Origin of the sequence: Afipia sp. P52-10 (assembly GCF_000516555.1) — a bacterium.
GTDB lineage: Bacteria > Pseudomonadota > Alphaproteobacteria > Rhizobiales > Xanthobacteraceae > P52-10.
Genome location: NZ_AZSJ01000003.1, coordinates 1,872,739 through 1,892,832, shown reverse-complemented (window position 1 = coordinate 1,892,832; position 20,094 = coordinate 1,872,739). Strand labels below are relative to the sequence as shown.

Genomic DNA, 20,094 nt, shown 5'->3' with positions numbered 1-20,094 from the left:
CGCCGCGTCGCGCGCAGGCAGCGCGCCGTTGACGGTGAAGCCGGAGACCGGCAGCGCCTAGACGTTTGCACTGGTGCTGCGGCTCGTATCGAAATTGTGCGCCCAAGCGGCGCGACCGCGCAGGATGATCAGTGCATCGTTGAACGCGAACGACGTGTCCGCACGCAGGCCCAACTCACTGCGTGAGGATGTGACATCCTTCGACGCGTAGTTCAACGCGAACAAATTTCCGCCTGCCACCACCTCCTCCGCATAGCCCGGCAAGAACAGCGTCGTGAACTGACCCGCCGCATACGTCGTTACACCCATGCTCTGCCCATTCATGCTCTGCCACGCAAAGCGATAACCGCTTTCAAGCCGACCCGACAACGCATTCGCATCGAAGCGCGCACGCAAGCGGTCGACGCCGAATACGGTGCGATCGGTGGTGACGTCCTGCCAACCATAGGCCAGCGCGCCAGCAACATAAGCCGCGCCGAACTGATGGCGACCGTAGACGCCCGCCTGGAACACCTCCGACGTGCCTTTGCCGAGGCCGTTCGCGAGATTGTAGCTGGTGCCCGCGCCACCGACCGCGAAGCCGACCAGCGTGTCCGGCGAGAACCGATAGTCCGCGCCCGCCGCCATGCCGTAGATGCGCGTGGTGGTGTCGGCCGAGCCGACAATCGCGTTGCCACCAGTCGCCTGCGTGCCGCCAAAGCCGGATGCCCACACGCTCCAGCGGTTGGACGCATCGGCGATGCGCCGCGGCGCCTTGTACAACATCGCCACATACGCCTCGCGCTCCTTTGCGCCGCCCTTGCGAGCCGACGCATACGCCAGCGCTTCATCTGCGTAGGGCATCGCGACGCCCTGCCTGCTCTCGCCATCACGTCCTGCCGCGAACGGATCGAGCATCGCACCCAGGAACTGCGACATCACATTAAACGTCGCCTGCTGCGTGCCGGCGGCGACTTCGCCCGGGACCTGCGTCAGTCCCTGCGGCGTCAGCGCGCCGAACGCCAGCGGAATCCCGCCCGCGGTGTTGAACGAATGGACCAACGCGGCGGCGACATTGCTCTGGTTCACGTTCAACCCGCCGCCGAAGTTCGGTCCCACCGGCAGCTCCGGATCCGGCGGCACGAAGTTCAGCGTCAGGTTGAGATAAGCATTGTTGGCGTCGTAAGAGAGCGACGGTGTGAAGTTCGTGGGCAGGTTGGTGTTGACCAGCGATGCGAACGTGCCGTTCACGCCGCCCGCCGCATTGAGAATCGCGTACTGCCGCGTCACATAACTGCCCGGCGCGTAGATCGCTGCCACGGTCGCGCCGCCGAGCGTCGCCGTGCCGGTGACATTGGTGCGATCCGCATTCGCCGGATCGACCTCGACCCGATAGGTCGAGGCAGCAGTGAAGCTGAGATTGCCCTGCACGGTGAGCATGCCGACCGAGTTGCCCGGCGACAGCGTGCCACCATCGATCGCCGTGGTGCCGACGATGCCATCGCCGCCGAGCGTGCCACCGGCGTTCACCGTGGTCGTTCCCAGCGATGATCCGTTGCTGACGAAGCGGCCCCCATTCACCGTGACATCGGAGGCGATGCTGCCGCCGGCCGCGACCTCCAGCACGCCGGCAGTCACCACCGTATCGCCTGCGTAGGTATGCGTTCCGTTCAACACCAGCGCGCCCGCGCCCAGCTTCTCCAATCTGCCGCCGCCACTGAAGGTCTGGTTCAGCGTGAACCTGTTGGCTGCGTCGGTGATATCGAAACCGCCGCCGTCCGCGCCCCAGGTGATCGCCCGCGCGGTGGATGTAAAGCCCGTGCCGGTGACCTGCAGAATGCCGCCGTTGAAGTTCAGACCGCTCGCCGCCGCGCCGAGATTAGTGTCCGCACCGGCGCTCAGCGTGCCGCCGCCCAACAAATTGCCACCGGAGTAAGTGTTGACGCCGGTCATCACCGTCACGCCATCGGTCACGTTCACGCTCGCAGCGCCGCCGAGCGTATCGATCGCACCGCCGCTCGACGTCACGGCTCCGGTCAACGATCCGTTGCGGAGCGTGCCGCCGTTCTGCAACGCCACCTCGGCCTGGGTCTGCGCGGTGCCACCGAGATCGAGGATCGCGGTGGCGCCGTTGACCGTGGTGGCGTTCACCACATTGCCGAGGGTGCCGCTGCCAGCCAGCGCCAGCACGCCAGCGTTGATAGTGGTGCCGCCGCTATAGGTGCTAGCGCCGGACAGCGTGAAGGTTCCCGCGCCCTGCTTGATTAAACCGCCGCTGCCATTGATCACGCCCGAGAAGTTCGTCGAGCTGTCATCGCCGCCTGCGATCAGCGTGCCGGCGCCGAGATTGACATTGCCCGTCCCCGCCAGCGAGCCGATCGTCTGCGCGTGACCGCCCAGATCGAGCACAGCGCCCGCGGCCACCACATGCGCGCTGTTGGCGGAGAAGGCGTTGGCCACGAGGCCCCATAGCCTGCCGGCATTGATGCTGGTCGTGCCAGAGTAAGTGTTGGCGCCGCCGAACCTTTGCGTGAAACTTCCGTCCTTGACGATTCCACCGGTGCCGGATATCGCGCCGCCAAAGCTTGTGGCGACAAGAATGGGATCGCCTGCCAGCGTCAGGGTGCCGCTCCCAAGCGTCACACTCCCCGAACCGCCCAGGCCGACAATAGTCTGGTCGAAGTTGTTCAGGTCAAGCACCGCACCGGCCCAAAGGAGGTGTAGGCTATTGGCGGAGAGTGTATTGGTTGCACCGGCTTGCAACGTGCCGCCTGCGATTTCGGTCATGCCGGAATAGGTGTTCGCTCCTGAAAGGATGAGCGTGCCGGTGCCCTGCTTGTTGAAAGCAGTATCCACCAAAAGGCTCGAACCCGACATGTTGCCGGAGAATATGGTCGATGAATTGTCGCCGCCCGCGGTCAGTGTGCCGGTGCCGAGCGTAACGTTGCCTGCGCCGGCCAGCGAGCCGATCGTCTGCGCGTGATCGCCCAGGTTAAGCACAGCGCCCGCGGCCACCACATGCGCGCTGTTGGCGGAGAAGGTGTTGACTGCGCCGGCTTGCAGCGTGCCGGCATCGATGCGGGTCGTGCCAGAGTACGTGTTGGCGCCGGAGAGGGCGAGTGTGCCGGCGCCGAGCTTCTGTAAGCTGCCGGCGCCGGTGAGCGCCTGGCTCACACTAAAGATATTGGCGGCGTCGGCGATGTCGAAGCTGCCGCCGTCCGCACCCCAGTTGATCGTCCGCGCCGTGGAGGTGAAGCCCGTGCCGGTCACTTGCAGAATACCACCATTGAAGGTGAGCGCGCCGGAGGCATCGCCGAGATTGTTGTCCGCGCCAACACTGACAACGCCAGCGCTGAGCGTCGTGCCGCCCGTATAGGTGTTGGCGCCGGACAGGATCAGCGTTCCAGCGCCGCTCTTCTCCAGTGCCCAGCTTCCCGCGCCGGAATAGCCGGCACAGCCGGCGCCCACCGTGCAAACCGGACCGCCGGTGGCGTAGGTCCCTGAGCCACCCGAGCCGGTCTGATCGGCAATGACATCGGCGATGGTCTGGGTGTGGCCTGCGCCCGGCTGTAGCTGAAGCGTGCCGTTGCCCTGCAAGAACAGGCCGGAGCCGAATGCGGAACCGGCTGTCGCGCTTCCCCCACCACCGGCGCCCCCGGCGACGCTACCGCCACCGAGTGACAGATTGCCTTCGAGGATCAGGCTGCCGCCCTCGACAACGAAGATCGCTCCCCCATTCCCGCGCCGCCGCCGCCACCACCGAAACCATGACCGCCGCCAAAACCGCCGTCAGCACCAACAACGCCGCCGCCACCACCGCCGCCGCCGAAGCCGCCATAGCCGGCACTGCCACCGCCGCCGCCAAAGCCGCCATGCCCTAGTGTAGCGCGCGCTCCACCACCGCCACCAAAGCCACCTGGAGCTCCTTGTCCTCCGGAGGCATTGCTACCGCCAACGCCGCCGCCGCCGCCATTGGCGCTTCCGCCACCGCCACCGCCGTTGGCCGCGCCGGGTTGAGCACCGCCTGCACCGCTACCGCCGGATGCCGCGCCAGTCACGATGCCAGCGCCAGGCAATACTCCTAACGTGCCGCCGTTGGCATCCATGCCGAGGCCACCGCCGCCGCCAAAGTGGCCGCCGCCGCCATCACCCCCATGGCCACCCATACCGCCGCCGCCACCAGACTGTCCTACGCCGGTAATATCTCCAAAGCCGCCGCCATTGCCGCCGCGCGCGGCGTTGGCGTCCAGGTTCACATTGGCGACCGTCACCGTCGCACCAGCATTGACGAACAGCGCCCCACCCAGCCCGGCGCCACCGCCGCCGCCAAGAGCAGAGCCGCTGCCGCCATTGCCGCCCTGCGCCACCGCGTTCTGAATTGTCAGGTCCTGCACCCGCGCGGAGCCCGCATAGACGAACAGCCCGCGATAGGCGCCGGCGCCATCGATCGCGAACTGCTGCCCGCTCTCGCTGCGTATCGTCGTGTTGGTGCCTTGCAGCGCCGGCAGGTCCGCCGACAGCGTGATGCCGGCCGTCAGCACGATCTCGGTGCCCGGCGTGGTGCGTGCGGTCTCGATCGCCGCCCGCAGGTCCGCCTCGGTGGACACCAAAATCGGATTGGCCAATGCGGGCTGCGCGATCAGCAGCGCCGCCACGGCCACGCCTGCAAGCAGCCATCGCCTGCGCGCGCGCGGGTTTCTCTGCTCGCGTCCGACGTAACGTGCCTGCTCGCACGGATCGGCGGGCGCATCTCCATCGAGTGCCACACAGACGTCCTCACGCCCAATGCACAGCCGCCCACCGATGCTGGATGCACCCATCACTGTCCCCACCACTGCCCATGATCGGGTATCGACCGCCGCCCATTCGATCGATGCCCGCCTCTGATCCCAATGGTCACCGTAACCGCTTTCAGAAATTCCGGTTTATCCGCCATTGCGATTGGGAAGATTTGTCGCAGCCGTTTCGGCAGCAACGTGCGGGACGCATTGCCGCACGTTCGCGTCGTTGCTGCTTGGGCGCGCTCAGTAATCGAGGTCCGACAGGAACGTCGTATCGACGACCTCGAACTCCGCCGCCTTCCAGGCGCCGAGCATGCGAGTCTTTGTCAGCCGGTGCTGGCTAATCCCTTGCATCGGGCACAGCGCGCCGAAGTGATCGATGCCGGATATCTCCAGCAGCTCCGCAAAGCTCGCGCTGCGATCCTCGCGGCCTTCGATCGCGGCATAATAAACCGTGTCGTCATAGCGGCCGAAAGCCCAGCAGAACTGCGCTTGAGCGGGCTCCGCCTGCACCGGTGACGTCCGCGCGATGCCAACGGCCATCACGGCCAGAACGCCGATCACCATTCCCGCCTGCCATCGTGAAGCTTGCCGATCCCGCCTCGCGTTTCGACAGGCAGGGACGTCCCGCTCGGTCATCGAACGCATTCCCAAGTCTTCCCCAAGTCAAGTCTTCCCAAGCGCCGACATCGGCTGAACTGCCATCCAGCTGATCTCACTAACGGTCACAGTAGCTGCTTCAATTCGTCCGTCTTATCCGCCATTGCGGAACGGGGAGAAAAATCGCACTGTTCGCAAAGAAAATTGCGCGCGCGAAACCAAGCAATCGAACACAGCAGCGAGAAGGGCGTCCCATGAACAAGCTCGCCGTTCTGCCCAGAAGCCAGCAGGCCATTCGTCCGATCGAGAATCTCGTTCAGCCGAAGGACAAGCGGATCGTGCGGTCGCTGCGCCTGCTCGAACAGCACATCAGCGAACCGCCTGATTATCGCGCGATCGCAGCGGCGCTCGATCTGTCGCTGCATCACTTCCATCATCTCTTCGCCGAAGCAATGCAGGAGACACCAGGCGATTACCTGCGCCGCGCGCGTCTCACCGCCGCCGCCAATCGCCTGCGCTGGACGCGCGATACGGTCGGCCAGATCGCAAGCAGCGTCGGCTATGCGAGCCAACCGTCGTTCACCCGGGCTTTCGTCAAACGTTACGGCATGACGCCGGTTCGCTTCCGGCACGATCGCGAGCAGTGGCCAAACGAGCCGACTACCGAGATGACCGAGACGTGCGTGAAGCTGGTCGAAAGTGACAGCCTGCACTGTCTCGCCAAGCGCTACTATGGGCCGCCGTGCAACGTGCCCGGCCACTGGGCCGATTTCCTCGCCTCGTTGCCTGAAGAACTCAGCCGGCCCGGTCAGCGCCTGTTCATCGGCCTGCTCTATGACGATATCCGCTTCACCCAATCGGAACTGGTGCGTTACGACTGCTGCGTGACAGTGAACGAAGCCTTCGACGAGCAGGACGCCTCCACGGCATGGCCAGGCCTGCACCGCATCGATACACGCCCCGGCTTGCATGCGAGCATCCGCCACCACGGCTATTATGCAGCCTCCACAGATCCCGAGCGGCGCCGCAGCGTGGCGAGCACCTACAGCATGCTGCTCGACGACTGGCTCGCCAAAAGCCGTTATGCCATCGCCGGCAAATACGTCGTTGAGATTTATCCAATCCCGCAGCCGCGACTCGATCCGGCGGACCTCGAATGCACCATCCTGGTGCCGATCGGGTGAGGTGACGTCTGTCGCCTCATCACCGGCAACACAGCACAACAGCGACTTAGGTAACGGCGCCTATCGCTTAGTTCGAGCAAATATCATCAAACAGTTTGCTTAAGTCCACAATCTGAATGCGCAAATACCGATCGACGCAAAGCGCGTGCACTTGTCTGGCGCACCGTAAAGACATCTGCGCAAGCAGGTGGCGTTTCACTGATCCACAAAGCGCTTCTAACGAACGGCCTCCAACAGCTCGCAATAAGGCAGTACGCCTGTCCCTGGCTGACAGTTGACGTATTCGAACGACGACGCCTCCGGCATCACGAAGCACTCATGCCACGTCACGACCTCGCGCTTCTCCTTGAACTTTCGGTTCATCGCTATGGCATGGCGATAGATCTCAAGATGAGTCTCGTGTGACTTCGCCCAGTCTTCCAGTCCCTCAAGCGAGATAAAATAAGCCAGAACCGACGTTTCGGCGCGCGGATTTCCGGTCTCGTCGAGGTTTGTCATCACCCTGAGGGACAGCGTGCCCGTCTGCTCCTTGCTTTGGAGCAAATACTCCATACCGCGCATCAGCTTTGGCTGAAGATTGTCGAGATAATCTGTCAGCTGCTCCTCACCCGCTCCAACCCAGAACTGACCAGAACGCAATGCCGTCATATTAAGGGGGGTTGCCGCACGAAGGCGGCGGCCGAGCGAATTCACCTCCCGCCGCCGGGGTGGATTATCCTTGTACGGGCTCTCAAGCGGATCGACCGCAGAAAGCGGAATACGATCGCGCGCGGCGCCGAAATAGCCATTCACGGTCATTGGAACGATTCGACTGCCAGGCGTGCGCGCAAGACCGATCCGATAGTGCGGCGCCGAATAAATTGTCTCGTGCCGATCGTAGGGGACAACCAAAGTCTCGCGCCAATAGCCCAGAGACTCTCCGAGTCGATCAGAAGAGCCGAACCAGGCCAGGTACGGTGAACGAGCAGCCCAGCGTGCATGGCGCGTGGGATCGGTCCAGTAGGCGACAACCACGGCGTTTGTAAAGCCCGCCTCATCGACGAACTGCATCGTCTCGTGCGCCCCCGGCCCCTCCTCGCCCGCGAAACTGGCAGTCACACGATCAAAAAATTCCTTGCGCACGGCAGGATCGAGATCGAGCGCCTGGATCGCGAAATAATCGCTGATCATCGTCGGAACAGGTTCATCCCATCGCAACGTATATCGTGGTGCGGCCGGCTGATGCCCTTCCGGTCGTCGAGGCGGAATTGTGCGTGGATACTCAACATGAAAAACCATCTGTGTCCTCCGGCTGCGTGATTCTATTCTGCGGCAAGATGCACAACGGGCTGCATCGGCTGCTCATTCACAACGAGCTTGAAAACATCCGGCCGCGCATAATGCCCTACAGCGTCGAAATCGAATTTCCCGCGCGGGATGTCATCCGTATCCAACTCCGCGGTCAGAATCGTCTCGCCCGAAAAATCCGGTCCAGCCACGATGCGGCCCAGCGCATCGACAATCAGACTGCCTCCGCGCATCAAAACTTGATCCGCATCATCGGTCATCTTGTTCTGCAGGTCGGTTGGAAACTCGGCTCGCGTCAGGTATTGGCACGCCGAAAGAACAAAACAACGTCCCTCGAGCGCAATATGCTGCATGGTCGAGGCCCACGTATCGCGATCATCGGCGGTCGGCGCGCAGTAAATCGCGATGTCCTTGCTGTACATAGCCATGCGCAGCATCGGCATATAGTTTTCCCAACAGATCACCGAACCCATCGCGCCATAGGGTGTCTCGACCGTGGTGAGCGTGGAGCCGTCACCGAAGCCCCAACACAACCGTTCCAGTGCCGTCGGCATCAACTTGCGGTGCTTGCCGAGCAAGCGACCATCTTCGCCGAAGAACAACGCGGAACAGTAGAGCGTACCTCCCTCGCGCTCGATGACGCCGATCGTCAGGAACAGACCTGCTTCCTTCACCGCCTTGCCGATCTGATCAGTTTCAGGCCCTGGAACGCCGATCGCCGCCGCATGGTAGGCGGCGTACTCCTGCCGCCCTTCCGGCGTGCGTGCTCCGAGATAAATGTGAAAGTCGGCCCCCTTCGGATACCCACCGACAAAGGCCTCGGGGAAAACCGCAACCTTCGCGCCACGCCGTCCAACTTCAGCGATCAACGCGACCGCCTTACGCACGGTTGCCGGGGTATCGCCCGCCACCGTCGCGGCCTGTACTACCGCTGCCTTAAATTTCGCCATCACCAGATTCCTTCTCAGATTCCCAGATAGGTGCGCCGCACCTCATCATTGTCTTGGAGCTCAGCGCTCGTTCCTGACATCGCCAATCGCCCGCTTTCCAGCACATAGCCACGATCAACAATCTTCAGCGCCGAACCGACATTCTGCTCGACAAGCAGAACGCTCACGCCACTCGCATTGATCTTGCCAATCGCCCGGTGAACCTCCTCGACCATCAACGGCGCGAGGCCGTGGCTGGGTTCATCGAGCAGCAGAAGCTTCGGCTTTGCCAATAACGCACGACAGATCGCGACCATTTGCTGTTCGCCACCCGAAAGAGTGCCTGCAAGCTGCCGCCGACGCTCGCCAAGCCGCGGAAACAACTCAATGCAAGCCTCAAGCTCGGACTCCTCGAAATCATATCTGCGATGAAACGCGCCCATCACCAGATTCTCTGTCACAGTCATATCTTTAAAGACGTGACGCCCTTCCGGAACACAGGCAATCCCCCGACCGATCCGCCGATGACTCGGCAATGCGGTGATATCTTCATCTTCAAAACGGATCGTTCCGCTAGCTCGAGGCACGGTGCCGGTGATCGCACGGATCACGGTCGTCTTGCCGGCGGTGTTTGCACCAAGCAGCGCGACGGTTTCTCCCGCCGTCACCTTTAGCTCGATATCCGACAGCACGGGACGAGGACCATAGCCCGCTGAAAGTCCCTCAATGTGCAGCATTGGCGCTCCCCAGATACGCGGTGATGACACTCGGGTCTGCGGAGACCTGCTCTGGTGTCCCATTCGCGATCAGCTTCCCGAAATTCAGCACGAGAATGCGCTCGGACAACTCCATGATCGCCCGCATATGGTGCTCAACGATCATGAACGTGATGCCGTCGCGATCGCGCAGCGCGCGCAACGATCTCATAATCGTTGTCATCTCCGATGGCGTCAGGGCTGCCATCACCTCGTCAAGCAGAACAAGCCTGGGTCGGGTCGCCAGTGCTCTCGCCACCTCCCCCAACGCCTTTTGCGGGAAGGTGAGATTGTCCACGCCGACATCTGCATCTTTCAACAGGCCGACCTTATCGAGACATTCATCGGCAAACTCCTTTGCCTCCGCTAAACTCGCACGCGCAAGGGCGCCGATCACCACGTTGTCCCGTAGCGACATTCCGGGAAATAACGCCGTGTTCTGAAAGGTTTTGGTCATGCCCCGGCGCGCGATGAGGTGCGGCCGCAACCCGTTGACCGGCTCGCGGTCGAACACGATTGCGCCTTCGCTCAGGCGCGTCAGACCAACAAGAGAACTGAACAGTGTCGTCTTGCCAGCACCGTTCGGCCCGATCAATCCGACGATCTCCCCTGGACTGATTTGAAAGGTCACGTCCGATAGCGCCGTCAGACCGCCGAAACGTACCGTTACACCAGTGGCATCGAGCAAAGGCATCATGACAAGGCCCTTTTCCTCGAGAACGAGATCGCGCTCAACCCTGCCGGCTTCCACAGCACAATGGCGATCAAAAGCCCACCGAAGATCAAAGGCGCGACGCCCGCCGCCTGATTGGACAAGTACGCTGACAGCACCTCTTCCATGGTTACGATGGCGATGGCGCCAAAGATCGGTCCAGTCAGTATGCCGACACCGCCGACGATTGTGATCAGGGCAGCGCGGATCGAGACGCTCGTCGGATTGAACACGATGTCCGGGTCAATGAAAAAATTGAACTGCACGAACATCGTCCCGACCACGGCTGTCAACGCCGCGGAGATGGTGCTGCCTGCAAGCTTGACGCCGAGCGTATTCACACCCGCGACCTCTGCTGCGTCCTCGCTCTCGCGCGTGGCCCGGAGAAGATAGCCAAGCTTTCCGTTCGACAGGACGACAAATATGACGCTGATCAGAATGAAAAGACCGACGAGGATCGGAACGTAAGGGCCTGCGCCACGAAACTGCATCATGGCCCAGGAATTTCCCACGAACGGCACAGAAATGCCCTGCGGACCGCCTGTTAAACCAGCTGCGGCCGTCGCGAAGATGCGGCAGGCTTCGCCGAACGCCAGCGTGGCGAGTGCAAAGTACGATCCTTTGAGACGCATCGTCGGAATCGAGATGAGAAATCCGACCAGCCCGGCGATCGCTGCCCCCAGAAACAATCCGATCCAGGGCGAGATTCCGTAACGGATCTGAAGGATGGTCGTGGTGTATGCGCCGATCCCGAAGAATGCCGCATGCCCCAGCGATATCTGGTTGGCCAACCCGCCGACAATATTCCAGCATTGACCGAGCGATGCTGCCAGCAGCATGAGGCAGACCACGCGCACGATGTAACCACGCGGATCAAGCACGGCGCCCGCGACTAACGCAGCCGCCGCAAAGATCGAGATAACGAGTAGCGAGCGGATCATCGTGACGCGCCTCCCAGCAGACCTTGCGGACGGAAAGTGAGCAGCGCGATGAAAATCACGAAAAGCGCGAGGTTCTGGACCTGGATCGGCATTACCAACGTTGATAACGACTGGATGATACCGACCGCGATGCCGCCGATCAGAGCGCCGAGCACACTGCCGAGACCACCGAGCACGACGACGGTAAACATCAGAACGACGTATTGTGCGCCAGATGTTGGACTTACCGATGAGTACGAAAGGATGATCCCGCCGCCGAATGCGGTGAGGCCTGTCCCGAGCCCGAACGCGATCATGTAGACGCGCTTTGCGTCGACTCCAAAAATTTCGGCCGCCATTGCGTTCTGGGCTGTCGCACGAATGGCGCGGCCGATCCATGTCCGCGCCATGACCAGCCACAGCGCGACCGAGACGACAAGCGCGTTACAGAAAGCCGCGAGATATGGAACAGAAATGAAAAATGGTCCCATTTGCAGCGACTGCGTTTGATACGGCGTTTGCACTGTCCGAAAATCTGCTCCGAACAGCAGCAGCGCCGCATTCTCGAGAACGATCAAGAGGCCGACAGTCAGGAAGATTTGTGAAACATGCGGTGCATTCATCACGCGCTGGATGAGGAATCGCTGCGCAAGCGCACCGATTCCAAAACCCACCGCGAATGAAATGGCCGCTCCAATGAGCGGATCGAGGCCGAGATAACGCCAAGCAAACCAAGCGGCGTACATGCCCAACATCATGAACTCCGCTTGCGCGAAGTTCACAATACCAAGAACTCCGAACACCAGCGACAGACCGACAGCGATAATGCCATAAACGCCGCCGACCAGAGTGCCGTCGATCAGAGCTTGAAGAAACGCAGTCATCCCCGGCTGCCCTTACTTCACTTCTCTGCCGTACCATACCGGCAATGCCTTGGCGGCTTCCGGCGGATAGACCGTTGCGATGTCATCGCCTCTCCACTGCACGAAAATCGGAGACGCCACCGACGTCAGGCCGTTGGCGTCAAATGCCGTGCAGCCACCGGAAAGCCCCGCCGAGAAGCCGTCGCACTTTTTCAACTTGGCGATCGCATCACGGATCTTTTCTGGATCGCGAGACTTCGCCTCGTCGATCGCCTTCACCATGTGCTGGAACGCGGCGCCATACATCAAGGCTTCATGGGCCATGAAAACGCCGTGCTTGGCCTTGTAGCGCGCTGCGATTTCGGGAGCATTGTCATAGTTTGCGGGAGCAATCGAGAATACGCCCTCAGCGAATTCGCCGAGCCCCTTCTTAAAGTCCGGGATAATGTAACCGGCCGCGCCGCCGACGGTCGGGATATCCAGCTTCTGTTGCCGCATGGTGCGGATGATCATCAATGCGTCGTTGAAATACGACACAGGGAAGACGAGATCGGCACCGGATGCACGGATCTTGTTAACCAGCGGCGAAGCGTCGGTGACATTCAACGGATAGCTCTCGTCAAGCGTCACCGGGATTTTTGCGGCAGCGGCCGCCTCACGAAGTCCCTTGGCCTGTGCTGTGCCATAGGCGGTGTCCTCATAGAGGATAGCGGCCTTTGTGACCGGCTTGCCCGAGCGCTTGGCAATCTCAACAGCGTAATCGAACTGTTTCTGGCCGATGGTTGAGGCCTTGTTCGATACCTGGAAGATGTATTTGTAACCGCGACCCGTGATCTGGTCGGCGAACGAGTGCGTGATCATCGGCACACCCAGGCGTTCTGTCACCTCGGAGGCCGCCAGCGTAGTCGAGCTGACGAACGCGCCGACAATGCCGACAACCTTGTCTTGACTCACCAGGCGCTGCACAGCCGCCGCGGCCGCATTCGGAGCCGGCACGTCCGCATAGACGAGTTCGACATCTGCGCCCAACGACTTGATGCCGCCGGTTGCCTTGATGTCCTCCAGCGCCAACTCGACGCCATTGCGGATATTGATCCCGAATTGTGAGGTCGGGCCACTGAGCGGCACCAGAACTCCAACCTTCACGGGCTCCACAGCCCAAGCCTGCGTCCCCGCCATCACTCCAACCACCGCCGCCAGCATCAATGTCCTGCGCATCGGAAAATCCCCCTTCTATGTCATGATATCTCGACATTACTCTTCTTTTTTGTCCCGCGTATGCCGATTTATTAGCCAAGTAAAGGAGTTTTTAGTCGCACATACTGTGTCGAATTACATCGACACAGCGACCTGGGCGGCGGACGACGCAATCAAGTCGCGGACGTCCCGTCCTTCACGCGTTCGGACCAGGCCGCAAAGCTTTCGCGCATCAACTGAAAACGGTCATGAGTGCGCGTGTACTCAAAACCAGTCAGACGTCCGACTGGGCTGTAGCGCGCATATTCGGTGCGAAGGGTCTGGGGATCGATCACACCTTCGCGCGCCTGGATTACGAGCACCTCGCCAACCAGAAGATCACGACCCACACCAAAATTCATCATCGTCACCTTCCGACACTCGAGCGCGACTGGACTGCGCACCAGGCGCGGCACAGCAACTTGATGGCTCTGGGCGAGCGACAATTGCAGGCTGCTCGGCTCGCCTCGTTCAGGCGGAAAGTCGATAGCGCAATCGTTCATCGCGACAGCGAGATCTTCATCCACCATGTTCACGACAAACTCACCGGAACTGCGCACGTTGCGCGCGGTGTCCTTGAGCGACAGATCATCCTTCGACTGCAGGCCCACAACGACGATGGGCGGATCTTCGGAGAACACGTTGAAGAAAGAATAAGGCGCAGCATTCACCACGCCCGCGTCGGACACGGTCGTTATCAACGCAATCGGGCGCGGCACAACAAGCCCGGCGAGCAACTTATAACGGAGCGCGGGTGTCAGCCCGGCCAGTTCGAACGTATCCATGGAAATCCTCGCTGTCAGAGTTAGGCGTGCGCATGCGGAAACATCCCAAGCGTCACGACCTGCTGTCATATCAGATCGACATTTTTCTCAGACAGATCTTTTAATGAGCCATTGGCATGATTAATGTGCCGAAATCTGTGTCGAAATACATCGACAGGAGGCTCTATGGATCCCCGGCTTCTTGCGTTAGGTCTGGACGAAAAGGAACAGCGCTTTTACCTCGCCGCGCTCGAACTCGGAACAGCGTCCGTCACGGCTGTCTCGGCGCGCGCCGACGTTTCGCGCACGAACGGCTACGATCTTTTGCAACGTCTTCAGAAACGCGGCCTGCTCAGCCAGATTGAGGGCGACGGCGGAGTCAAGCAGATCGTCGCGGAAGATCCTGGCGTGCTGCTCCGGGAATGGGATCGCACACGATCCATGCTCGACGACCTCATTCCGGAGCTTCGCTCGCTGCTCGGGGGACCTAAGATCCGTCCGCGCATTCGTTTCTATGAAGGCATCGAGGGCATCCGCCGCGCGATGTGGGAAACGCTGGACTGCAGGTCCAAGATCTTGCGTGGGATTCTGTCGATGCACGAGCTTCTTGAGGCGCCGGGCGCGGAATGGATGGATGGCTTCATTGCCGAGCGGCTTCGCCGCGGCATCCAGCTCCAAGTCATACGCTCGCCTTCCCGCGAGAGCGAGCACATCTGGCCATCGTCGCAGGATGAATTGCGCGAGCTACGGTATGCGCCAACCTCCATGGATCTCGGCATGACAATGTATCTCTATGATGAAAGGGTGCTCTACGTTTCATCAAGGAAAGAGAACTTTGCTCTTGTCATCGAAAGTCCCGAACTATCCGCTCTGAACGGCGCAATGTTCGATGGGCTCTGGATTACGCTCGGATCATCCCCCGCTCGCCGGACGCGATGATGTTACTGACGACGACACCGATATGCTTCGTAGACTTTCCAAATAATCAGCCGTTGGACATCCTCGCTGTCCGAACCATCACGAGACGTCCATTGCTGAATATCCTCAACCGATTGATCGTCTCCACGACGGCTCGTCGAAATCGAGAGCACGCTTACCACGACGCTCGCGGATTGGCTTTGTGAGGCTTGCCCCACTCGTCATAGAGCACAACATCGTCTCGGCCGCCAAATTCACCGTGCGCGTCATCAACAAAACTGATGGCGGAGCCTGAGGCCGTGCTGCAAGCTGCAGTACATGGGAGAGACCGCCAAACCCCAATTCGGGATTCCGCGCAAGGCGCATTCTCGCGATTTCTCCAGCCTTGATGAACTTCACTGCCTGCTGTTTACGAGCCGCGAGTGTCGCGCTCTGCTCGCTGCGCTCCTGCGCGAACTTCGCTTGCTGAGTAACTAGGGCGTGTTTCGCGCTTGCGAATGCTGCTCGAGCTGACCTGACCCTTGCTAACATTGCTTCAGGTTTTTCTTTGAAGCTGCTCTTTCTCTGCTCCGCGCGACGACCCGACTGGGTGATTCCAGATGGTTGGCGCCGGCGGACTATCGATTGACTGGCGGGGTTTGGCGATCGACGCTCAAACTCGCGAAGCTGCTCTGTGGCTTTGTCGACAGAGCGCCGAGCCGCTAGAAAAGCCGACGGTTCCGGCAGGTCATCGGATTACAAGCTGCAAAGAACCGGTTGAGCTGGGAAGAATCGAGACTGAACCTGATTGTCGACGAGCGCGCATCCTTCGGTATGAACGTATGACCATAGTCAACGGATATTGGACCCGATAGTTCGCACAGAGCCACCGAATGCAAGTTTTGATCTTGCCGACATAGCCAATCTTGATGGTCGTGAATGAGAGCGACCTGGCGCGGCTGCTAGGTGGGCGCGAGCGATTTTCCTGAAGTGCAGCGACGAGAGTTTTCCCTCTCCAACGAGGGTCCACAGTGTGCCGTTCTGGCAAGAACCGCAGTTCTCCTGCGAAATAAGTCAGATCGCCTTCAGTGTATTCAGCGATACGCTTGTCACCCACGATTTCAAGGAACGTCCGGATGTGATGATTAAAATAGGCGATCTCTCCTTCTGGTAGTTGCGTCTTCGCAATCAGAAACTCTCCCATAGCTTCGCTTTGCAATGGCCCTGATAAAGAAACCTCTCAGATATGGCCGCGCTGTCTTTCATTGCTTGACCTGCATCAAGACATTCGAATTCGCCTCATGAGCAAGCTGGCTCTCAGCCTCAAATTGCTTCGCCTTCGCCGTTATCGTTTGTAATTGCGATCTCCACTCAATGCCGTCGTATTTGTAGCTTTCTGACAGATTGTCGAGTTCTTCAAAGAGGCGATGGCTACTCTCTTTGGCCCACTGCATGCCAGCAAAGACCGTATCAAAATCGGCGATGACTTCGGTTGCGAAGAAATTCCAACCCTTCATCGAGCTTCGAACAGTGCCTTCTGCTCGTCGTCGATGATCTTTGCGTCAGCCTTGGTAGAATTTTTCCGCACTTTTTCCAGAGAAAGGAATTCATCCGAAAGTTTGGTGAGCTGTTCAACCTCGGCGACAAGTGTGTTGACGAATTTACGTCGGACTTCGGCCTGTTGTGATTTCACGTCCTCGGCAGAAAGCGGCTCTTCCCCACATTGCTGCTGCGCATGGCAGCAACACGCATCTTCGCAAAGCCCCGATACCGCATCATCATCATCAGCCATCGCTCAGCCACACCGGCGAGATGACGGGCGAAACGGGACGCCTCTCGACGGGTCTGGCACGGCAGCCGAATTCTGAAAGGCGCCGCACCGAGGGCCGATTGCAGATCCGAGGGCGGTCGCAGCTGAAAGAACCAAGTCGCGCCGCGTTGCCAGAGGCACGACGCCATGTGTACGCCACCGTGTATTCTAGGGTGGCGAGACAAAATTTCGTCAACAATTCAACGGTTTGGTGCTGGCGGAGAGAGCGGGATTCGAACCCGCGATACGGTTTCCCGTATACACACTTTCCAGGCGTGCGCCTTCAACCACTCGGCCACCTCTCCTCAGAAACCTGCTACCCATGGCGGCAGTCCGGACTGAGCCCGACTGCGGGTGAGCAGTTTCGCGCAGCACCTCTTGACCGCGGCAGCGCGGATTTGCAAGCGGCAAGCGCATGGCTCGCGCACTTTTCCGCAAACGATTGAAAAGATAAGGGTTTCAACAGGGAATCGACGGCGTTGGACGCAGCACAGAGCAAGGTTTTCGGCATCATTCTGGCCGGCGGCCGGGCCGAACGGCTCGGTGGGCGCGGCAAGGCCGATCTTTCGATCGGCGACGAGACGCTGGTCGCCCGCGCGATCCGCCGCCTGCGGCCGCAGTGCGCCGGCCTGGTGCTCAATTCCAACGAGCCGGCGCAGCACCCGGCCCTGCCGATCGCGCCCGATCCCGTCGCCGAGCGACTTGGTCCGCTCAGCGGCGTTCTCGCAGGCCTCGACTGGATCGCCGTCCATGCCCCGGACGTGGCCCTGGCCGTGACCGTTCCCGTCGATGGTCCGTTTCTGCCCGCCAATCTGGTTGCACGGCTGAGCCAGGCCCGCGATGACGCGCGGGCGGAGATTGCCTGCGCCGCATCGAACGGCCGACGCCATGGCGTCTATGCGCTATGGCCGGTTTCGCTCCGCTCCGCCTTGCGGGACGCGCTGCTGACGCAACACCTTCGCAAGGTCGATCATTTCCTCGCCCGCTATCAGATCGCCGTCAGCCCGTGGGACACCACGCCCGCCGATCCGTTCTTCAACATCAACACACCGGCCGACCTCGACCATGCACGCGCGCTCATTGTGCAGTTTCCCGATTTCTGAGGTAAGACGCAGGCACGGCGCCCCTACGCCATGTCCGCCAGACGTGAGCCCATGACACCCGCTTCCGAACTGCCCGAGATCCTGCTGCAACTGCGCGGCCTGAAGTGCCCCCTGCCTGCCCTGCGGACACGGAAAGCGCTCGCACAGGCGTTGCCGGGCAGCGTGATCGTCGTCGAATGCACCGATCCGCTCGCCGCGATCGATATCCCGAACCTGATCGCGCAGACCGGCGACACATTGGAATCGCAAACCCGCGAAGAGACCGTGCTGACATTTCGCATCCGGAAATGTTAGCGGCCGCCGTCCGGGCACCAAGGACGTCACGATGAGACCATCAATCCCGGCGCTTGCCATCGGCCTCCTGACCGCGTTGGCGATGAGCGTCTCCTGCGCCCTCGCCCAGGCCTGCAAGCGCGAGGGAAGCACCGTCACCTGTGAGGACGGCCGCCGCGGCATCCTCGCCGATACCGCGATCATCTGGAGCGACGGCACCCGTTCGCACTCCGCGACGCCACATCCGAGCGTAATCCTCGGCAACACATCGTCGGTGCATGTCGGCCCGGGCGTCTTCGTCGGTTCGGGCTCGGGCGTCATCCCGCTCGATGATCCCAATGCGCCGAACAAGACGCGCTGCGCCATCGTCGATGGCGTATCCTATTGTTGAGCAGGCCGACCGCGAAGGTTTGCGGCACACGAACAGGCCCACGACGCGGATCATGAGCCTCGTCGTCATCTACGCGAAGGACAAGCACTTTCCGCCTCGTCCTGCGCAGCGCTCCAGCAGAGTGCGCTTAATGCAACTGGCGGGCTCGACCCTGGCTGGCGGCGAGCTGCAGCACGGATCCGCGATCGGCCTCCGGCGCCAACTGCCGGGGCACATTGTCCAGCTCCGCCAAGAAGTCCGAGAACCAGCGATGGATGGTGCGGGCGCGCAGCCGCGCCATCAGCACCGACCATCGTTCCCGGCGCTCACCGGGCGACATCGACACCGCGCGCGCCAGTCCGCGCGCCACGTCGTCGATGTCGTTCGGATTGACCAGCAGCGCGGCATCCATCTCCTTCGCGGCCCCCGCGAACTTCGACAGCACCAGCACACCCGGATCATCCGGATCCTGCGCCGCGACATACTCCTTGGCGACCAAATTCATGCCGTCGTGCAACGGGGTGACCACGCCAACCTTGGCCGCACGGTAGAACCCGGAGAGCACCTGCTGGCCATAGCCCTTGTTCAGGTAGCGGATCGGCGTCCAGTCAGGCTCGCCGTGCCGGCCATTCACTGTCGACACGAGGCCCGCCAACTCGGTCTGCAGACGGTTATAGGCTTCGATCGCATCGCGCGACGGCGTCGCGATCTGCAACAGCGACAGCGTACGCTTCAACGACGGCTGCATCTCGAACAGCCGATCGAACGCATTGATCCGGTTGACCAGCCCTTTCGAATAGTCCAGGCGATCGACACCGATCGCCAGCTTCTCGCCGCGCAGCGACATGCGCAGGCGCGAGACTTCCGGATGCGTCGCCGCTTTCGCCGCCTGCGCGGCAAACCCATCGACATCGATCCCGATCGGGAAGGCAGCCAGCCGCGATACGCCATAGCGCGAGATGACGGCGCCGTCCTCAACCGTCAGGCCAAGTTCGTTCTGCACATAGTCGCTGAAGCGCGCGCAATCGTCCTCGGTCTGAAATCCGATCACATCATACGCCAGCATCGCTTCGATCAGCTCGCGATGATGCGGCACGCCAATCACCACCGAACGCGCCGGCCACGGGGTATGCAGGAAGAAGCCGACCGGCTGCATCACGCCACGCCGACGCAACTCCTCGCCGAGCGCGAGGAAGTGATAGTCCTGGACCCAGAATGCAGTGTCGCTCTTCTTGAAACGCATCAGCGCATTGGCGACGAACGCATTGATGCGCCGATAAGCCCAGTAGTCGTCGTCGGACACACGGATGAGATCGCTGCGGGAATGCAGCGCCGGCCAGAGCGCGGAGTTCGCAAAGCCTTCGTAATAGCCGCCATAGTCCTCGGCCGGCATGTCGAGCAGAGCCAGCACGCCCGCGCCGAGCGCCTGAACCTCGACTTGTGCCGGGCCGTGCGAACGCGGACTCAACTGGCCGCTCGAACCAACCCAGACTGCGCCGGATTTTTCAACGACTGGAAGCAAGGCAGCCGCAAGCCCGCCGGTCATCGGCTCGTTCGCCGTGGCGCGCGCGACGCGGTTTGAAACAACAACCAGATTCACAGCAGTATCCCCACCAATTCGGCTGAGAGAT

General features: G+C 61.1%; 20 protein-coding genes and 1 tRNA gene. 5 read left to right on the top strand and 16 right to left on the bottom strand.

What is annotated here, in order from left to right; translation table 11 throughout:
- Positions 1-57: 57 nt before the first annotated feature.
- The 3 genes from X566_RS23905 to X566_RS10320 form a co-directional block, all read right to left on the bottom strand.
- The gene (locus X566_RS23905) at positions 58-3,576 is read right to left on the bottom strand and encodes an autotransporter-associated beta strand repeat-containing protein (protein ID WP_051443994.1); all 3,519 of its coding nucleotides are present in this window, start codon (positions 3,574-3,576) and stop codon (positions 58-60) included.
- Between the two features lie 101 nt (positions 3,577-3,677).
- The gene (locus X566_RS25000; protein ID WP_160170460.1) at positions 3,678-4,745 is read right to left on the bottom strand and encodes a hypothetical protein; all 1,068 of its coding nucleotides are present in this window, start codon (positions 4,743-4,745) and stop codon (positions 3,678-3,680) included.
- 258 nt (positions 4,746-5,003) lie between these two features.
- Positions 5,004-5,327 carry a hypothetical protein gene (locus X566_RS10320; RefSeq protein ID WP_034465885.1) on the bottom strand — a complete coding sequence of 108 codons (324 nt, stop codon included), beginning with the start codon at positions 5,325-5,327 and terminating at the stop codon, positions 5,004-5,006.
- 287 nt (positions 5,328-5,614) lie between these two features.
- Between X566_RS10320 and X566_RS10315 the strand changes: the two genes are divergently transcribed.
- Complete coding sequence (locus X566_RS10315; RefSeq protein ID WP_034465883.1) at positions 5,615-6,544, top strand: GyrI-like domain-containing protein; 930 nt, start codon at positions 5,615-5,617, stop codon at positions 6,542-6,544.
- Positions 6,545-6,760: 216 nt separating this feature from the next.
- Here the strand turns inward: X566_RS10315 and X566_RS10310 are convergent, their stop codons facing one another.
- From X566_RS10310 to X566_RS10275, 8 genes are all read right to left on the bottom strand, one after another.
- Entirely contained in the window at positions 6,761-7,822 is a 1,062-nt protein-coding gene (locus X566_RS10310) for a phenylacetaldoxime dehydratase family protein (RefSeq protein ID WP_034465881.1), read from the bottom strand.
- A gap of 23 nt (positions 7,823-7,845) precedes the next feature.
- Positions 7,846-8,781, bottom strand: a complete 936-nt coding sequence (locus tag X566_RS10305) for a carbon-nitrogen hydrolase family protein (protein WP_034465879.1) — start codon at positions 8,779-8,781, stop codon at positions 7,846-7,848.
- 14 nt (positions 8,782-8,795) lie between these two features.
- Positions 8,796-9,497 (bottom strand): ABC transporter ATP-binding protein, encoded by a 702-nt coding sequence (locus X566_RS10300; RefSeq protein WP_034465877.1) that lies wholly within the window; start codon positions 9,495-9,497, stop codon positions 8,796-8,798.
- A complete protein-coding gene (locus tag X566_RS10295; RefSeq protein ID WP_034465875.1) occupies positions 9,484-10,212 on the bottom strand; it encodes an ABC transporter ATP-binding protein in 729 nt (242 codons plus the stop codon). The genes X566_RS10300 and X566_RS10295 overlap by 14 nt, the downstream gene beginning before the upstream one ends.
- On the bottom strand, positions 10,209-11,168 hold the full coding sequence (locus tag X566_RS10290) for a branched-chain amino acid ABC transporter permease (protein WP_034465869.1): 960 nt from the start codon (positions 11,166-11,168) through the stop codon (positions 10,209-10,211). Before X566_RS10290 ends, X566_RS10295 begins: the two co-directional genes overlap by 4 nt.
- Positions 11,165-12,031, bottom strand: coding sequence for a branched-chain amino acid ABC transporter permease (locus tag X566_RS10285; protein ID WP_034465867.1), 867 nt, complete (start codon positions 12,029-12,031; stop codon positions 11,165-11,167). Before X566_RS10285 ends, X566_RS10290 begins: the two co-directional genes overlap by 4 nt.
- 12 nt (positions 12,032-12,043) lie before the next feature.
- Entirely contained in the window at positions 12,044-13,228 is a 1,185-nt protein-coding gene (locus tag X566_RS10280) for an ABC transporter substrate-binding protein (protein WP_034465865.1), read from the bottom strand.
- Between the two features lie 152 nt (positions 13,229-13,380).
- Positions 13,381-14,031 (bottom strand): flavin reductase family protein, encoded by a 651-nt coding sequence (locus X566_RS10275; protein WP_034465863.1) that lies wholly within the window; start codon positions 14,029-14,031, stop codon positions 13,381-13,383.
- A 165-nt stretch (positions 14,032-14,196) separates the two neighbouring features.
- On the opposite strand from X566_RS10275, the gene X566_RS10270 reads away from it, so the two are divergent.
- Positions 14,197-14,949 (top strand): TrmB family transcriptional regulator, encoded by a 753-nt coding sequence (locus X566_RS10270; protein ID WP_051443992.1) that lies wholly within the window; start codon positions 14,197-14,199, stop codon positions 14,947-14,949.
- Positions 14,950-16,169: 1,220 nt separating this feature from the next.
- Here the strand turns inward: X566_RS10270 and X566_RS10260 are convergent.
- The 4 genes from X566_RS10260 to X566_RS10250 form a co-directional block, all read right to left on the bottom strand.
- On the bottom strand, positions 16,170-16,424 hold the full coding sequence (locus X566_RS10260) for a hypothetical protein (protein ID WP_034465857.1): 255 nt from the start codon (positions 16,422-16,424) through the stop codon (positions 16,170-16,172).
- On the bottom strand, positions 16,421-16,699 hold the full coding sequence (locus X566_RS10255) for a hypothetical protein (RefSeq protein WP_034465854.1): 279 nt from the start codon (positions 16,697-16,699) through the stop codon (positions 16,421-16,423). The genes X566_RS10260 and X566_RS10255 overlap by 4 nt, the downstream gene beginning before the upstream one ends.
- Complete coding sequence (locus X566_RS25580) at positions 16,597-16,866, bottom strand: DUF6538 domain-containing protein (protein ID WP_409337817.1); 270 nt, start codon at positions 16,864-16,866, stop codon at positions 16,597-16,599. The genes X566_RS10255 and X566_RS25580 overlap by 103 nt, the downstream gene beginning before the upstream one ends.
- Before the next feature lie 66 nt (positions 16,867-16,932).
- Positions 16,933-17,022: transfer RNA gene (locus X566_RS10250), tRNA-Ser, on the bottom strand.
- Positions 17,023-17,196: 174 nt separating this feature from the next.
- Between X566_RS10250 and mobA the strand changes: the two genes are divergently transcribed.
- Genes mobA through X566_RS10235 form a run of 3 tightly spaced genes read left to right on the top strand, consistent with a single transcriptional unit; the run spans position 17,197 to position 18,484 of the window.
- Complete coding sequence (gene mobA / locus X566_RS10245) at positions 17,197-17,820, top strand: molybdenum cofactor guanylyltransferase MobA (RefSeq protein ID WP_034465850.1); 624 nt, start codon at positions 17,197-17,199, stop codon at positions 17,818-17,820.
- Between the two features lie 51 nt (positions 17,821-17,871).
- A complete protein-coding gene (locus X566_RS10240; protein ID WP_034465847.1) occupies positions 17,872-18,114 on the top strand; it encodes a sulfurtransferase TusA family protein in 243 nt (80 codons plus the stop codon).
- 31 nt (positions 18,115-18,145) lie between these two features.
- Positions 18,146-18,484, top strand: a complete 339-nt coding sequence (locus tag X566_RS10235; protein WP_034465844.1) for a hypothetical protein — start codon at positions 18,146-18,148, stop codon at positions 18,482-18,484.
- A gap of 127 nt (positions 18,485-18,611) precedes the next feature.
- On the opposite strand, the gene X566_RS10230 is transcribed toward X566_RS10235, so the two are convergent.
- The gene (locus tag X566_RS10230; RefSeq protein ID WP_034465841.1) at positions 18,612-20,063 is read right to left on the bottom strand and encodes a trehalose-6-phosphate synthase; all 1,452 of its coding nucleotides are present in this window, start codon (positions 20,061-20,063) and stop codon (positions 18,612-18,614) included.
- Positions 20,064-20,094 lie beyond the last annotated feature (31 nt).

Bases quoted from the DNA above. Each gene is read 5' to 3' on its own strand.
- X566_RS10285 (WP_034465867.1), bottom strand. From the start codon at position 12,031: ATGACTGCGTTTCTTCAAGCTCTGATCGACGGCACTCTGGTCGGCGGC.
- X566_RS10240 (WP_034465847.1), top strand. From the start codon at position 17,872: ATGACACCCGCTTCCGAACTGCCCGAGATCCTGCTGCAACTGCGCGGC.
- X566_RS10300 (WP_034465877.1), bottom strand. From the start codon at position 9,497: ATGCTGCACATTGAGGGACTTTCAGCGGGCTATGGTCCTCGTCCCGTG.
- X566_RS10305 (WP_034465879.1), bottom strand. From the start codon at position 8,781: ATGGCGAAATTTAAGGCAGCGGTAGTACAGGCCGCGACGGTGGCGGGC.
- X566_RS10320 (WP_034465885.1), bottom strand. From the start codon at position 5,327: ATGGTGATCGGCGTTCTGGCCGTGATGGCCGTTGGCATCGCGCGGACG.
- X566_RS10255 (WP_034465854.1), bottom strand. From the start codon at position 16,699: ATGGCTGATGATGATGATGCGGTATCGGGGCTTTGCGAAGATGCGTGT.
- X566_RS10310 (WP_034465881.1), bottom strand. From the start codon at position 7,822: ATGGTTTTTCATGTTGAGTATCCACGCACAATTCCGCCTCGACGACCG.
- X566_RS10235 (WP_034465844.1), top strand. From the start codon at position 18,146: ATGAGACCATCAATCCCGGCGCTTGCCATCGGCCTCCTGACCGCGTTG.
- X566_RS10290 (WP_034465869.1), bottom strand. From the start codon at position 11,168: ATGATCCGCTCGCTACTCGTTATCTCGATCTTTGCGGCGGCTGCGTTA.
- X566_RS10315 (WP_034465883.1), top strand. From the start codon at position 5,615: ATGAACAAGCTCGCCGTTCTGCCCAGAAGCCAGCAGGCCATTCGTCCG.
- X566_RS10280 (WP_034465865.1), bottom strand. From the start codon at position 13,228: ATGCGCAGGACATTGATGCTGGCGGCGGTGGTTGGAGTGATGGCGGGG.
- X566_RS10295 (WP_034465875.1), bottom strand. From the start codon at position 10,212: ATGATGCCTTTGCTCGATGCCACTGGTGTAACGGTACGTTTCGGCGGT.
- X566_RS10275 (WP_034465863.1), bottom strand. From the start codon at position 14,031: ATGGATACGTTCGAACTGGCCGGGCTGACACCCGCGCTCCGTTATAAG.
- X566_RS25580 (WP_409337817.1), bottom strand. From the start codon at position 16,866: ATGGCGTCGTGCCTCTGGCAACGCGGCGCGACTTGGTTCTTTCAGCTG.
- X566_RS10260 (WP_034465857.1), bottom strand. From the start codon at position 16,424: ATGAAGGGTTGGAATTTCTTCGCAACCGAAGTCATCGCCGATTTTGAT.
- X566_RS10270 (WP_051443992.1), top strand. From the start codon at position 14,197: ATGGATCCCCGGCTTCTTGCGTTAGGTCTGGACGAAAAGGAACAGCGC.